This is a genomic window from Alicyclobacillus herbarius DSM 13609 (assembly GCF_000430585.1).
Classification (GTDB): domain Bacteria; phylum Bacillota; class Bacilli; order Alicyclobacillales; family Alicyclobacillaceae; genus Alicyclobacillus_G; species Alicyclobacillus_G herbarius.
In genome coordinates, this window is record NZ_AUMH01000006.1 from 113143 (window position 1) to 127568 (window position 14426).

The following is a 14426-nucleotide window of genomic DNA, read 5'->3' on the forward strand; positions in this document are numbered from 1 at the left end:
GACGGATTCAGGTTATCCAGGCACCCTAATACCCGCGGGCGATATCCACCCGGTTGGGCATCGGCCGTCCGGCCTGTCGGGCGCGAAAGTTACGGAGGAAACAGTCGAGCGCGCGCTGGTAATACCGATTGGAAATGCCAGACTTGTGCGGAGAGATGAGCACGTTGTCCAAGTCCCACAGTGGGCTGTCAGGCGGCAAAGGCTCGGTGTGAAACACATCGAGTGCTGCCCCGGCGATGTGCCCCTTTGCCAAGGCCCGAATCAATGCCGACTCATCCACGACGTCCCCGCGCCCAAAGTTGAGCAAGATGGCCGAAGACTTCATCTTTTCCAGCTGCCTGGCGCCGATAAGGTGATGGGTGTCTTCTGTGAGAGGCAAGAGTAACAACACGAAATCACTTTCCGGAAGGACGTCATCCAGCCTGGCCGATGCCACCACCTCATCAAACCAGGACAGCGGTTCGACCCGCCGCTTAACGCCAATGACGCGCATATCAAAAGCCTTGGCCTTGCGCGCTACCTCTTGACCGATGCGGCCGGCGCCGACGATGGTCAGGGTCTGGCCGTATAATTCGCCCAGCCCTTCCCGGCCGCGCAGCCATTCGTGCCGCAACTGGCTCCGCAGGTCGGTGTGCAGACGGCGGGTAAACATCAGCATCATGCCGAGAATCTGCTCGGCCATCGGAATGGCGTGTATGCCGCTGGAGTTGGTCAGGACCAGCCCTCGTTCCGCCAGCGCCGAAAGGGGTAGGTGATCAATCCCCGCGCTGAGCACGTGCACCCAGCTCAAACGCGCTGCCTGGGCCAGGTGTTCCACGGTCAACTGGTGGGTGATGATGACGTCCGCCCGCTCCAGGTCCTCCGGTGTCACGTCCTTTCGGTGGCAGACAACCACCTCTTGCCCCGTCTGCTGGCGCAGGCGGAGCACCTGGGTATCCTCAATGCCTGTTTTATGCATCAACAAGATCAACAGCGCGCCCTCCTCGGTTTACCCTGCGGCCTCACTTGCGGAAAAACCAGCCGCGCCGGCGCCTTTCCCCAGGCTGCGCGCCACCGTGCTCTTCCAACCAGTTCATCCGCAGCGACTGGATACGGCGGATCATCTCCTCCCGTTCCTCGTCGCTCGTACACTCCCCGACCAGCTGCAGTTCGCGCCGGGTGGCGTGGCAATACGGACAAGCCGCGTACATTTCATAAGACGCCGTGTCCGCACCGCAGGACTTGCAAAAGTAGTAATACGCCTTTTCTGTCATGGTGGCCGTTTCCCCTCGATCCCCTAGGACGTGCTCGTCTTCTCTCGATTCGGGTTACGGGCTGTCGCCGGCCTAAGACCTAGGCGGTTGCCAGGCTATCGCCCGCCTATACGGTCGCCTTTGGCGACCAGGCCCCCGTTTATGACGGACAGCGCCCAGACTGTCCCTTACCCCGTTTTCGTACGCAAGCGCGAATCGCGATCATTTTACCAGTGGGATGCCTCTCTATGCCATAGGGAAGTTTGTAGAATCTTGTAATTTAATTTTGGCGAATGATGTCAGATCCCGTATATTGATCCGTTCTCTAGCAAAGCCCTTAACGATCCGCCGCAAACGCCCCGGCGGCTCGCAGCGCGCCGGCCAGCATCGCCTTGACCGCGATGGGAAGCGCCGCCTCATCGACGGTGAAACGGGCGTGGTGGTGCGGATACGTAATCCCTTTGTCGGGATTGCCCGCGCCAACAAAGAAGAACGTGCCCGGCGCGGCTTGCTGATAAGCTGAAAAGTCCTCGCCGCCCATGGTCGGAATCGCTTCCACCACTACGCTCGGCCCGAACACGCGCAACAGGGTCTGACGGAGCGTCTGGGTGAGCCGTTCATCGTTGACCACCGGCCGATACCCGTATTCGTAGCGAAACTCGTAGGCCGCTCCGTGCGCCTCCGTGACCCCGCGGACAATCCGCTCCATCCAGACCGGCACGGTCTCTCGCAGGTCCTGTTTGAAACTGCGCACGGTTCCACTCATCTCGACCTGATTCGGAATCACGTTCGTCGCCGTGCCACCCGAAATCTGTGTGACCGAGAGAACCAGGGGTTCGAGCGGATCGTTATAGCGGGAGGCCACGTGCTGCAGGTTGGTGATGACCTGAGCGGCAATCGTAATCGGATCCACCGTCAGGTGCGGCTGTGCGGCGTGCCCGCCCTGGCCGCGGATGGTGAGGTAGAACGTATCGGGCGCGGCCATCAGGTGGCCGGATTTCACCGCAATCTGCCCCACCGGTAACGGAGCCCACAGGTGCAGGCCGAGCACCGCATCGACCCCTTCCAACACTCCGAGGTCGACCAGTTCCTGGGCGCCGCCCGGGAAGACTTCCTCCGCGTGCTGGAAGATGAAGCGAATCTCGCCCGGGACCTCGTCGCGCATGCGGCTGAGGATTTTTGCCACCGCGAGCAGCGCGGCGGTATGGCCGTCGTGACCGCAGGCGTGCATCACGCCCGGGTTTTGCGAGACAAACTCGAACTCGTTTTCCTCTTGAATCGGCAACGCGTCCATATCCGCCCGCAGCGCCACCACCCCGCCCGGCTGCAAGCCGATGAGGCGGGCCACGACGCTGGTGCGCGTCGGGCGGGAAAGTTCAAACCCGCCGAACGCCTGCAGGGTGTGATAGACAAACTGGGCCGTCTTTCGTTCCTCGTATGAAAGCTCTGGGTGTTGATGCAAGTGTCGACGCCAACGCACCACATCGCTCGTAACCGTTTCCACAAGGTGATCTAGGTCCTGCAAGACTACCGCCACGGTGCACGCCCCCTTTTTCCATGTGGAACCCGTCCATTCCAAGTTCCGGCCTTGGCACCCTTATGCTTTCCATTTCTATTCATTATATCGGTTTCGGTATTTTTCTGACTAGCCAGCCGTCCTCCCCAGCCCGCGTCCGGGGAGATCCACAAGTTTCAACCACATTCGTCAGATATAGAAGGTATGGTACATTGAGAGACAAGGAGGATGGATGGCGATGCAAAGAGACGGCTACACCGACATTCACGCCCACGTTCTGCCCGGACTCGACGACGGCCCACCGGATATGGCAGCCAGCCTGCGCCTTCTGCAAACCTTTGCCAATCGGCAGGTGAGCCGTGTCTTTTGTACTTCCCACTACCTTAGCCCGCACTTCCAGGTGGACCTGGCGCAGCTTGCCGCGGCCTACCAGGCGCTACAGGAGGCCCGCGCAACAACGCCGGTCGCCCCAGAGGATGACCTGGCCAACCGAGAGGTTGCGCCCACGGAGATGGTCATGGCCGACCAGATAGCGCAAGGGCAGGCGACGGGACTTACCGCCCAGCCTGGCTATCCCGAGCTGGCGCCAGGGGCGGAAGTACGACTGGCCAACGGGATAGCGGACGCTATTCGCGAGGGGCGCGTCCCGACGCTGGGCAACACCCGCTACGTACTGGTGGAGTTCCCAAGCACCAACATCCCGGACGAGGCACTGAACTGGGTCTACGAACTGACAGTGCGCGGGTATCAGCCTATCATGGCCCACCCAGAGCGGAACCTGGCCGTTCAGAAGCGGCCGGATATCATCCATACTTTACTCGACGCTGGCCTGCTCCTGCAGTTGACCGCCGCCTGCCTGACCACGCCGCCAGAGCGCCGGCACAAGGCGGACGAGTTGGCCTGGGACATCCTGCGCGCCGGCCATGCGGCTGTGATTGCCTCCGACGCGCACGATCCGCACGTTCGCGCTCCCCTATTGGCGGACGCGTACGCGGCTGTCCGCGGTGAGCTGGGCGATGTGGTATGCGAGGCTCTCATTGCCAATGCGGACGCCATCTGGCAAGGCGAGGCATGCCAACCGGTGCCCCCCACTCCGCCCAAGCGACGGCGGTTCTCCCTGCCCTGGTCGCGGGCCAAGCAGAAGGCGTAGTCACAGCTCAGCCACAGCCGCGAGCGTCCTATCCACCTCATCTTCCGTGTTGTACGGGGCAAACCCGACGCGGACCAGACCACCCGATTCAGCCAGGCCCAACTGCTGAACCACCGTCACCGCGTAGAAATCCCCCGACCAGACCGAGATGGCCCGCTCTGCCAGGTGCCGAGCCACCGCATCCGGGTGCGCGCCGTCCACCGTGAAGGAGACGGTGGGCGCACGCAGGCCCTCCGCCACCGGCGGCCCGTACACCCGCACCCCGGATTGCTGCAGCAGCCCATCGTACAGCCGCTTGGCCAACCGGTGTTCGTACGCATACACCGCCTCCATCGCGTTCACCAGGCGGGATCGCAACGAGCCCGCGGTATCCGGTGCTAGGCTCGCGATGAAGTCGACCGCCGCGCTGACCCCCGCCAGTGCGGCGTGGTTCAAGGTCCCCGTCTCTATCCGGTACGGGGCCTCGTTCCGCTGCGGCCGCACCTTGTCCGTCGGCAGCGTGTCCAGCAATCCCGGCCGCGCGTAGAGTACGCCCACATGCGGGCCAAAAAACTTGTACGCGGAGCAGAGCAGAAAATCGGGCTGAAGCGAAGACACGTCGACCACCGCGTGCGGGACAAAGTGTACCGCGTCCACCACCAGCCACGCCCCCACCTGGCGCGTCCATTCACGGATGCGGGCTACGTCGTTGACCGTGCCCACAGCGTTCGAGGCGTATCCCACCGCGACCAGGCGCGTCCGCGGCTGAATGAGGTTGGCGAAGACGTCCATGTCCAGAGTCGCGTCCGGCCGCACTGGGACGCGGCGAATCACCGCGCCTTGCGCCTCCAGCGTCAACCATGGGGCGACGTTTGCATCATGGTCCAAATCCGTGACAACGATTTCATCCCCTGGCTGAATGACGCGCGACACCGCCCGGGCAAGGGCAAAGTTGAGGCTCGTCATGTTGGCGCCAAAAGAAATCGTGTCCGGCCCCTCGGCCCCAAGCAGCGCCGCCATCTGCCGACGAGCCCGATAAATCACGGCATCGGTCTCGCGGCTGGCCGCAAACGCGCCGTGCGTGTTGGCGTTGCTGGTCTCGTAGTAGTGGACCATCGCGTCGATGACCGACTGGGGCACCTGCGTACCGCCGGGACCGTCGAGGTAGGCCACAGGCAGACCGTTCACAGTGCGTGCAAGGGCGGGAAACTGACTACGGCAATCGGAAATGGCGGACATCGTCGGCTCCTTTCCACAAGCCCGTATGGCGGATGCTCAAGCATGGCCGATCCGCCCGGCTATGCGAAGTTCCTAGTTTCGAGTTCGAGGTCCAGAAAGACCTTTCCAGACAATCTTTCTATGAAAATAAGATAATTCTATCTTAATCCGAAAACCCCTTCACGGCGAGACCCATCCGCGCACGGCCGCCGCGCGGTGAACGACCGCTGCCCAAGTGCACGGGCTCGCTCCAACTACCGCATGCTCCCACTGTTTCCAAGGGACATTAACCGACACAGACCTGTCGCAGATGTGTCAACTCTGTCGGCCATTGTTGATGCTATGATGGACAATGGTACATGGATACGGGAGGAGAATTGGGATGAGCCGCAAGATGCGCCTATGGATGAAATCCGGCCGACAGACCCGCAAGCGACGCCACCCGCCGGAAGACAGCATGGGGCCTGAGCAGCAAGAACGCCCACACGGGTTCCGTGTCAACTTCGTATACGGGGTCATCTTTGTGGCCATGGCTTCCCTTGTCTTGCGGCTAGGCTATGTCCAGATTAACGAAGGCCAGTCGTTCCGCCAGCAGGCGGCCACCGCCGCCCTCAACCGGGTTCCCGTGCTCCCCCCACGCGGGTGGATTTATGACAGCAACGGAAATCTCTTGGCCTACGACCAGCCCACCTACAGCGTGACGTTGACCCGTTTCGGGAACGGCCAGCAGGATTTCGACCAGATGGCACAGCTGTTGGCGCCGGCCTTCCATATGAAATGGCAGAAGCTGGCGCACATGATGAAGTATCAGAATGAACAATACCAAGATATCACCTTGTTCAAGAAAATTGACGACAGCCAACTGGCGTTCATTCAGGAACACCAGACCCAGCTGCCCGGTATCTCGATTCAGACCAACGGTCAACGGACGTATCCGTACGGAGACTTAGCCGGACAGGTCCTCGGGTACACCGGACAAATTCCGAAAACGGCCCTCAAGGCCTACCTAAGCGGGCAGTACAACGGCATCAAGTACAAGATGACCCAGTATGTTGGCCTGACAGGACTCGAAAAACAATACGAGAAACTGCTTCAGGGCCAAGTGGGTGAACAGATTGTCTCCGTCAATAAGAAAGATAAGTCGCAGAAAGAGGTCGGTTTCGACCCCGAGCCGGTCCCGGGCAAGTATCTGCAGCTAACCCTGGACGGACACTTGCAGGCCATGGCCCAGGAAGCGGTGTTGAATGAGGTCAAGCACTCCAAATACGCTAACGATATCAACATGGCGTCCGCCGTCGTCCTCGACGTCAAGACCGGCGGGGTACTGGCCATGGTCAGCTACCCGTATTTCGATCCGAACTGGTACACGCCGGGCAACGGCGGTTACGCGAAGCACAGCCACTACCTGAAGAACACCTTGGCGCAGATGAACACCGCCATCGCCAGCCCGCAGCCACCGGGATCGACCGTCAAACCGGCTAACCTTATCACCGGCTTGGAGGCTGGCGTCATCTCAGCGGCGACCGGCTGGGCGGACGTCCCGTATCTGGATGTCGCCAATAAAATCATCAAGGACGATGCCTCCCACGGCTGGGTCAATCCCATCAAAGCGATAGCAGAGTCGTGCGACGTGTTCTTTTACCGCGTCGGACTCGCCCTCAGCGGTTGGGTCGGATCGACCATGTCCAGTCCTGGTCATCCCGCCGGTGGTGAGAGTTTAACTCGCTGGCAGGAAACGGACTTTTGGAAAGGGTATATCCGTCTCTTGGAAGGCGAGTGGCGGTTTGGTCTGGGACAGTTGACTGGCATCGACTTGCCGGGTGAAGTCGCCGGTCGGGCCTGGATTGACAACTTTGAGACCGGTTACCCGCAGTACATCAACCTCAACAAGATTGCCAACCAGTTTAAGCAGAACGGCAAGGTCAACCTGCTCGCTGCGCCACCCGACTTAGCCTGGGCCGCGATTGGCCAGATGCAGCAGTTTACGCCGATTGAGCTGGCTCAATACGTCGCGACCATCGCAGACGGCGGCAAACGCCTTCAGCCGCACCTCTTGCAGGCGGTCTATAACCCGACGATGCAGCAGCACCTGTCGAAAAACACGAAGCCGATTGAAACGGTTAAGCCAAAGGTGCAAGCCAACCTGCACCTCAATCCCCAGTTCCTAAAACTGGCCCAGGAAGGGATGCGTGGTACCTGCAACACCCCAGGCGGAACGGCGTACACGGTGTTTAAGGACGCGCCATATGTGGCTGCCGGCAAAACCGGTACCGCGGAAATCACCCTGCAAAACAAGCGCATGGACAACTCCGTCTTTATCGGATATGCGCCCTACAACAACCCGCAAATTGCGGTCGTCGTCATGGTGCCCGGCGCTGGCTACGGCGCCGACACTGCAGCCCCGGTGGCGCGGCAAATCATGGACACCTATTTTCAGGAACACCACCAGTTCTTCCCGAAAAAAGACTGGCAGAGCACATCCATTCCGGCCAACTGGAAACAGTCCCCTGCCTATCAGGAACCGGAGCAGGCCAAGTAAGCCCGCTCCGGTTTTTCTCCTCTCATCCCCCATCCCTCGCCACGCAACGGACAAAGTTTTTGAGAAATGGTATGATACGCATAGATTCCATCATAATTTGTCACGTCGTCCGATCTAAAAGTGTCTACATGGGGAAGGGGGAATACCGTGCCACGTCGATCCCGCTCATGGTTCCTCCCCCGCAAAAAGCGACGGGGACCTGTGCGCAGGCGCGCGCCACAAACGAACAACGAACGACCACCCATCGAGGAAGACCAAAGCCAACGCAAGCGCCGACCACACTTTGCCCGTGTCAACTTTGTCTATGGGGTTGTCTTTGTGGCCATGGGTAGTCTCATTGTCCGCCTCGGTTTTGTACAGATTAACGAAGGGGCATCGTTCCATAAACAGGCTGCCATGGTGGCGGTTCAGAAGCTGAACGTTTTACCGTCACGCGGCTGGATCTTCGATGCCAACGGCCAACTATTGGCGTATAACAAACCGTCCTATTCCGTCAGTCTACAGATCTTCTCGGATACCAAACAGAACTTTCATAACATGGCTCAAGAATTGGCGCCTGTCTTTCACGTCAATGCCCGCAAGTTGGAAAACCAGATGGCGCAAAAAGGCGTTCCAGCAAAAGACAGACTGGCTGAAATCACGCTGTTCAAGAACATCAGCCAAAAACAGCTGTCCTTCATCGAAGAGCATCTGTCGTCTCTACCCGGCATCACCATTCAGTCTGACGGAAAACGGGAATACCCCAATGGGGATTTGGCCGGACACGTGCTCGGTTATACGGGGGCCATCACAGCCGACGATAAAGATGCGTATCTCCATCCGAAGGACGGCGGCCCTAAGTACATTCTGACGCAAAAGGTGGGGCGCGCCGGCATCGAATACCAGTATGAACGACTTTTGCAAGGGAAAGTCGGGCAGGAGGATGTGCTTGTGGACGCCTCCGGCGACACCCAGCAGCAGCTTGGCTTCAACCCTCCGCCGACGCCAGGGAAGACGCTGCAGCTGACGTTGGACGGCCACCTGCAGGCAGTGGCGCAAGAGGCCCTCTACGACCAAGTGCAGCACGCCAAAAACCCGAGTCACATTCCATTCGCGGCTGCGGTCATGATGGATGTCCACGATGGCAGCGTCCTGGCCATGGCCAGCTATCCCTATTTCGACCCGAACTGGTACACGCCGGGCAACGGGGGCTACCTAAAGCACCAAAAATACATTCATAACTCAAACGCCCTCATGAACCACGTCATCCAGGGACCACAGACGGTCGGATCGACCGTCAAGCCGGGTAACCTGATTCTCGCCCTGGAGAACGGCATCATCACGCCGTTGACCACGATTGTCGATTCTCCATACATCAATGTGGCCACATACCACGCGCATGATGACGCCTATCATGGCGTGGTCACCCCCATCAAGGCGATTGCGGAATCGTGTGATACGTACTTCTACGAAGTCGGTTTACACTTTGCCAAGTGGTTTGGCTCCACAGAGCATAACGGCGGCGCCCCGGCCGATGGCAAAGGGCTTTACGAGTGGGCGAAGACCGACTTCTGGCAAGGGTATGTCAAGCTGATGATGGGAGAATGGGCGTTTGGTCTCGGACCGAAGACGGGCATCGACTTGCCGGGCGAAGACATGGGCAATTGGTGGGTCGACGTGTTGAGCAAGGACCGGAATCAACAGGTCAAGTCCGTACAGCCACCAGAAATCGCCAAAACCCTGAAACAACAGGGCCGCGTGAACATCCCGGCTGTGCCGGTGGATGCGGCGTTCATCGGCATGGGACAGCTGCAGCAGTACACACCCATCCAACTCGTGCAGTACGCGGCGATGCTGGCCAACGGCGGAAAGCGTATCCAGCCGCACTTGCTCAAGGCGGTCTACCCGCCCGTGATGAAAAAAACGCTTCCGAAAAACCTGAAACCACTCCAGGTGGTTAAACCGCACGTCGAATCGACGATGAAAATCAAACCACAATACCTGCAAATTGCGCAGGAAGGGATGTTAGGGGCTCTGAACAGCCCGGGCGGGACCGCCTACTCCGTGTTTCACAACGCGCCCTACAAAGCGGCCGGCAAAACGGGAACGGCGCAAATCACTATCAATGGCAGACAAGTGGACAACTCGGTGTTTATCGCCTACGCTCCGTATAATAACCCGCAAGTCGCGGTCGCGGTCATGATTCCCGGCGCAGGCTACGGCGCTGACGCGGCGGGGCCGGTGGCACGCAAGCTCCTCGACACGTACTTCGCAGAACGGCACGCCCCGTTCATCCCGAAGAAAGACTGGCAAAACACGTCCATTCCGGCCAACTGGAAGGAGTCGAACGCCTACCAGCAGCCGGAACAGTCGCATTGACAGGCTAGCGCATGCCATACTGCGGTTGATAGTATGCAAACGTTTCGGCCAATCCCGCCTCCAGGGTGTACTGGGGTTCCCACCCCAGCCCCTTCCGCGCGGCCTGATTGGCCAATGAGCTGTGAAGAATGTCCCCAGGCCGCGGCGGGCCGTAGTCCGCTTCGACCGGGCGTCCCAACACCTGACCCATGGTATGCAACAGCTGATTGATGCTCACACGCTCGCAGCGGCTGATGTTGAACGTGCCTCCGTCGCCGCGCGTCAAGGCCGCCACATTGGCCGCCGCCACATCCTTGACAAAGATGAAGTCGCGGGTTTGTTCACCGTCTCCAAAAATGACTGGCCGCCGCCCGGACAGCAGTGCATCGACAAACACGGACACCACCCCGCCTTCGCCTTTCGGGTCTTGACGCATCCCGTAGACATTCGCATAACGCAAAATGGTGTAACGCAGACCAGACGTCTCCGCCCACAGGCGAATGTACAACTCGGGCGTATACTTGGAGGCTCCGTAGGGCGAAATCGGCCGAATCGGATGCTGCTCATCGACCGGCAGGTATTCCGGGTTGCCATAGATGGCTGCAGACGAGGCCGAGGCGTAGATCAGCTTTTCCACCCCGGCTTCCGAACAGGCCTCAAGCAGGCGCAGGGTGCCCAATACGTTGACTTTGGCGTCGAAGACAGGGTTGTCCATCGACAAGGGAACGCTGATTTGCGCCGCGTGGTGAATGACAACCTGCGGGCTCTCACGCTTGAGGATGGCCGTCAGGTCATCCGTGACCAAGTCGGCCTGATAGAATTCGACTCCGTCTGACAGGTGCTCTTTGCGCCCGGTGGACAGGTTGTCCAGAACCACTACCGCATGACCTGCTTTAAGAAGGGCGTCCACGACGTTCGATCCGATAAACCCGGCTCCCCCAGTGACCAGTACCTTCAGGGTGTCCACTTCCTTTGCCAGAAATCAGGTTTGCTCCGTCCCTATTCTAGCGGATGAAAATGGGGGCGGGAACTGCGGCCGTCCAGTAAGTGCGTGTCCGGAAAGGAAGAGCCCTGACCCTTTGCGGACAAACACCTCAAGTTTTTTACCGTTTACCGCGATTTCTGGCTTGCATCTTCGGCCATATCAGGGCAAGATGAAGCAGTGACCACGCCAAAGCGCCGAGCGCTGGTAGCCTTAGGGAGGCAGGTCGACCATGCACGTTGAGATGGGAGCACGAGAGCCCATGGGAATTCTTAGTTCACGTATCGGCTTTTCACCGTATATCACCTTGGAACGGGACGAATGGGCACGCCTGCGCGACACTACCCCGTTGCCGTTGACCGAGGAGGAGCTTGCGAAGCTGCGCGGCATCAACGAAAACATCTCCTTAGCGGAAGTGGAAGCCGTGTACTTGCCGCTCTCGCGCCTTTTGAATCTGTACGTGGCCAACCGCCAGGAACTGTACCAGGCGACACGCGCCTTTTTGAACAATACGAGCGCAGAAGTCCCGTACATCATCGGCATCGCCGGCAGCGTCGCCGTTGGCAAGAGCACCACTGCGCGCATCATCCAGGCTCTGCTCAAGCGCTGGCCCAATCACCCCAAGGTCGACTTGGTCACCACCGACGGGTTTCTCTACCCGAACCGAGTGCTGGAAGCACGCGGCCTGATGAGCCGCAAAGGGTTCCCAGAAAGCTACGATATTCGCCGCTTGCTCAAGTTTGTCGCCGACGTCAAGTCCGGCAAACCGGAAGTGACGGCGCCCGTGTATTCCCATCTAACTTATGATATTGTTCCGGGAGAGTACGAGGTTATTCGTCAGCCCGATATCGTCATTCTCGAGGGATTGAACGTCTTGCAGACCGGCACCTCCGACGGTAGGCACGGTCCTCGCGTGTTCATTTCCGACTTTTTCGACTTCTCTATCTATGTAGACGCGGATGTACACGACATTGAGGAGTGGTACGTCGAACGGTTCCAAACCCTGCGCAGGACGACTTTCCGCGATGAAAACTCCTATTTCCATCGCTACGCGACCTTGTCGGATGCAGAAGCCGAGGCTATGGCTCGGCAAATCTGGCATGAGATTAACGAACCAAACCTCTACGAAAACATCGCCCCGACCAAGGCCCGCGCCGACCTGGTGCTGGAAAAAGGACCGGGGCACACGGTTCAACGGGTGCACCTGCGCAAATTGTAGGAATGTTTCCCGTGATGTAAGCCGTTTGTCGCGATTGGACGCTCGGCGGCCGTTTCGCCCATCCGTTTCGCTCATTCCACACTCAGGTCGTCCCGCGCTGGATCGACACGGACCGACAGGGGGCCGTAGCTGCAGATGAGTTCGGTAATCCCTTGCCGTCGCAATCGTTCCAACGCAGCCCCGGCCGCTTGCTTTTGCCGCTGCCAGACCGCGCGCTCCGCCCCGCTCTCGCACGCAAGACGCACCATCGCCTCGGTGAGCCGCGCCGTCTCCCGCTCGCGACAGTAGTCCTCCAGAAGGATGTACTGCCCACGCGGCAAGACGACCGTCCGCGGGTATTTCCCATGTTGGCGCCAATACTCTTGCACTGCGTCGTCGATTTGCTGTAAGAGAATTTCAAACAAACCATGTTCCATGCGCGTGTCCACTCCGCCACCCCATCCACCGGTTCGCGCTCGTTCAGACTATTCGCGGCGTGATGGGCAATCTCCTCCAATTGTAAAGAAAACACCTGTTGACGTGCGACTTCAGGTGTGGCATAGTATCGTCATGGTCGCAAACAATTATTTAACTAAAATATTTCATTTACGAATTAATTCCATATCGTACACGTGACGAAGTGGAGGGAAGTGCTGTGGAGAACGAAGCGGTGCAACCTGCGGCTGCCGCACCGAGTTCCGTGAAGCATCGTGGAATGCTCATCACCGGGTTGATTATCGCGATGCTATTCGGGGCTTTGGACCAAACCATCGTCGGCACCGCGATGCCACGGATTGTGGGCGATTTGGGAGGACTCGCCTACATGACCTGGCTCACGACGGCCTACATGCTCACGTCCACAACCGTCGTCCCCATCGCCGGAAAGCTGGCGGATTTGCTTGGCCGTCGGCTGGTCTACGTGGCGGGGTTAATTCTATTTATGATTGGGTCCGCCCTCTGTGGCATGGCCCAGACGATGAACGAGTTAATTCTCTTCCGCGGATTTCAAGGCATCGGCGGCGGCATCATGATGCCAATGGCCATGGTCATCATCGGCGATTTATTCACGGGATCGGAGCGGGCCAAGTGGCAAGGCGTTTTTGGCGCCATCTTTGGCCTCTCGTCCATCGTCGGACCGCAGATTGGAGGCTGGATTGTCGACGCGCTCAACTGGCGTTGGGTGTTCTATATCAATCTGCCGATTGCACTCCTCGCCGTCATTTTCATCTCGCTCGGCCTATCGGGGCACGAACGCCACGGCAAGGTGCAATTCGACTTGGGCGGCATCTTCACCTTAATTGTGGGGGTGGTCAGCCTGCTGTTGGCCCTCACCTTCGGCGGCAAGGACGCCCCTTGGACATCTGGGGAAATCCTTGGCCTGTTCGCCCTGGCTCTCGTGTCTCTGGGCGCGTTTGTCTGGATAGAGACAAAGGTCGCCGAGCCCATTTTGCCGATGCGCCTGTTTCACAACCGAACCTTCGTCCTTATCAACGGCGTAGGCTTCCTGATGAGCGTGGGCATGTTTGGATCGATTATGTTCATCCCGCTGTTCTTGCAGGGAATTATCGGCGTCAGTCCATCCGCGTCCGGGACCGCGATGACGCCCATGATGTTCACGGTGATGATTGGCAGCATTGTAGGCGGTCGCCTGGTCGTAAAGATTGGGGTACGCGCGCAGACGCTGGCCGGGATGCTGGTGATGGCGGTCGCGTTTGGCCTGCTGACGCAGCTGACTGTCCATACATCCAGCCTGACCGTCAGTTTGTTCATGGTCATCCTCGGACTTGGCATGGGACTGGTCATGCCGCTTTTGACCATTGCGCTGCAGGAGACTTTCCCGAAGCAAGAACTCGGGGTCGTCACCTCGTCGAGCCAGTTTTTCCGGCAGATTGGCGGCACCTTTGGCATGACCATCCTGGGAGCGGTGCTCAACGCCCGTTCCAGCACCCTGCTGCAGGACCAGTTGGCCCCGTTTTTACAGCACGCGGGGGGCAATCCGATGCTGCAGCAACTCCAGTCGATGATCAAAACCAACGCGCAGGGGCTGTATTCCTCTTTGCTCAGCCCGACAGCGATGAGCAAGATGCCGGCCGCCGTGAAGACGCAAATTCTTCCGGTGCTCAAATCGTCTCTGGTCGATTCCCTGCACAGCGTGTTTCTGTGGGGCCTGGTGTTTGTGCTGCTCGGCACGGTGTGCGCGTTGTTCCTGGGGCGCATCCGCATTTCGAACACCCGTGCGCCCCGTCCGAAACCTGCGAGACCGGCGGTGGAATGA

11 protein-coding genes are annotated in these 14426 nt (G+C 59.2%); 5 read left to right on the forward strand and 6 right to left on the reverse strand.

The features are described 5' to 3' along the window. Positions 1-25 precede the first annotated feature (25 nt). The 3 genes from H522_RS0105775 to H522_RS0105785 all read right to left on the reverse strand — a co-directional run bounded on the left by H522_RS0105775 (position 26) and on the right by H522_RS0105785 (position 2769). Positions 26-970, reverse strand: coding sequence for a D-2-hydroxyacid dehydrogenase (locus H522_RS0105775; protein WP_051343950.1), 945 nt, complete (start codon positions 968-970; stop codon positions 26-28). Positions 971-1001: 31 nt separating this feature from the next. Continuing rightward, complete coding sequence (locus H522_RS0105780) at positions 1002-1253, reverse strand: thioredoxin domain-containing protein (protein WP_026961584.1); 252 nt, start codon at positions 1251-1253, stop codon at positions 1002-1004. A gap of 316 nt (positions 1254-1569) precedes the next feature. Continuing rightward, positions 1570-2769 carry a M20 family metallopeptidase gene (locus H522_RS0105785; RefSeq protein ID WP_026961585.1) on the reverse strand — a complete coding sequence of 400 codons (1200 nt, stop codon included), beginning with the start codon at positions 2767-2769 and terminating at the stop codon, positions 1570-1572. A 217-nt stretch (positions 2770-2986) separates the two neighbouring features. Between H522_RS0105785 and H522_RS0105790 the strand changes: the two genes are divergently transcribed. Next, positions 2987-3898, forward strand: coding sequence for a CpsB/CapC family capsule biosynthesis tyrosine phosphatase (locus H522_RS0105790; protein WP_026961586.1), 912 nt, complete (start codon positions 2987-2989; stop codon positions 3896-3898). On the opposite strand, the gene H522_RS0105795 is transcribed toward H522_RS0105790, so the two are convergent. Further along, a complete protein-coding gene (locus H522_RS0105795) occupies positions 3899-5116 on the reverse strand; it encodes a cysteine desulfurase-like protein (protein WP_026961587.1) in 1218 nt (405 codons plus the stop codon). A gap of 361 nt (positions 5117-5477) precedes the next feature. Here H522_RS0105795 and H522_RS0105800 point away from each other — a divergent pair, with 361 nt between their 5' ends. Together H522_RS0105800 and H522_RS0105805 are read left to right on the forward strand one after the other, a co-directional pair. Next, positions 5478-7634, forward strand: coding sequence for a peptidoglycan D,D-transpeptidase FtsI family protein (locus H522_RS0105800; RefSeq protein WP_051343951.1), 2157 nt, complete (start codon positions 5478-5480; stop codon positions 7632-7634). A 147-nt stretch (positions 7635-7781) separates the two neighbouring features. Further along, entirely contained in the window at positions 7782-9992 is a 2211-nt protein-coding gene (locus tag H522_RS0105805) for a peptidoglycan D,D-transpeptidase FtsI family protein (RefSeq protein WP_155836217.1), read from the forward strand. A 4-nt stretch (positions 9993-9996) separates the two neighbouring features. Here H522_RS0105805 and H522_RS0105810 read toward each other — a convergent pair whose 3' ends face one another. Beyond that, positions 9997-10938, reverse strand: coding sequence for an SDR family oxidoreductase (locus H522_RS0105810; protein ID WP_245578029.1), 942 nt, complete (start codon positions 10936-10938; stop codon positions 9997-9999). A gap of 247 nt (positions 10939-11185) precedes the next feature. Here H522_RS0105810 and coaA point away from each other — a divergent pair, with 247 nt between their 5' ends. Then, positions 11186-12172, forward strand: coding sequence for a type I pantothenate kinase (coaA, locus tag H522_RS0105815; RefSeq protein ID WP_245578030.1), 987 nt, complete (start codon positions 11186-11188; stop codon positions 12170-12172). A gap of 71 nt (positions 12173-12243) precedes the next feature. Here coaA and H522_RS0105820 read toward each other — a convergent pair whose 3' ends face one another. Continuing rightward, positions 12244-12600, reverse strand: a complete 357-nt coding sequence (locus H522_RS0105820; RefSeq protein WP_026961592.1) for a hypothetical protein — start codon at positions 12598-12600, stop codon at positions 12244-12246. Positions 12601-12866: 266 nt separating this feature from the next. Between H522_RS0105820 and H522_RS0105825 the strand changes: the two genes are divergently transcribed. Next, positions 12867-14426, forward strand: a complete 1560-nt coding sequence (locus H522_RS0105825) for an MDR family MFS transporter (protein ID WP_035452858.1) — start codon at positions 12867-12869, stop codon at positions 14424-14426.

Excerpts from the sequence above, each read along its gene's own strand:
- H522_RS0105780 (WP_026961584.1), bottom strand. The coding sequence starts at position 1,253 with ATGACAGAAAAGGCGTATTACTACTTTTGCAAGTCCTGCGGTGCGGAC.
- H522_RS0105790 (WP_026961586.1), top strand. The coding sequence starts at position 2,987 with ATGCAAAGAGACGGCTACACCGACATTCACGCCCACGTTCTGCCCGGA.
- H522_RS0105795 (WP_026961587.1), bottom strand. The coding sequence starts at position 5,116 with ATGTCCGCCATTTCCGATTGCCGTAGTCAGTTTCCCGCCCTTGCACGC.
- H522_RS0105800 (WP_051343951.1), top strand. The coding sequence starts at position 5,478 with ATGAGCCGCAAGATGCGCCTATGGATGAAATCCGGCCGACAGACCCGC.
- coaA (WP_245578030.1), top strand. The coding sequence starts at position 11,186 with ATGCACGTTGAGATGGGAGCACGAGAGCCCATGGGAATTCTTAGTTCA.
- H522_RS0105825 (WP_035452858.1), top strand. The coding sequence starts at position 12,867 with ATGCTCATCACCGGGTTGATTATCGCGATGCTATTCGGGGCTTTGGAC.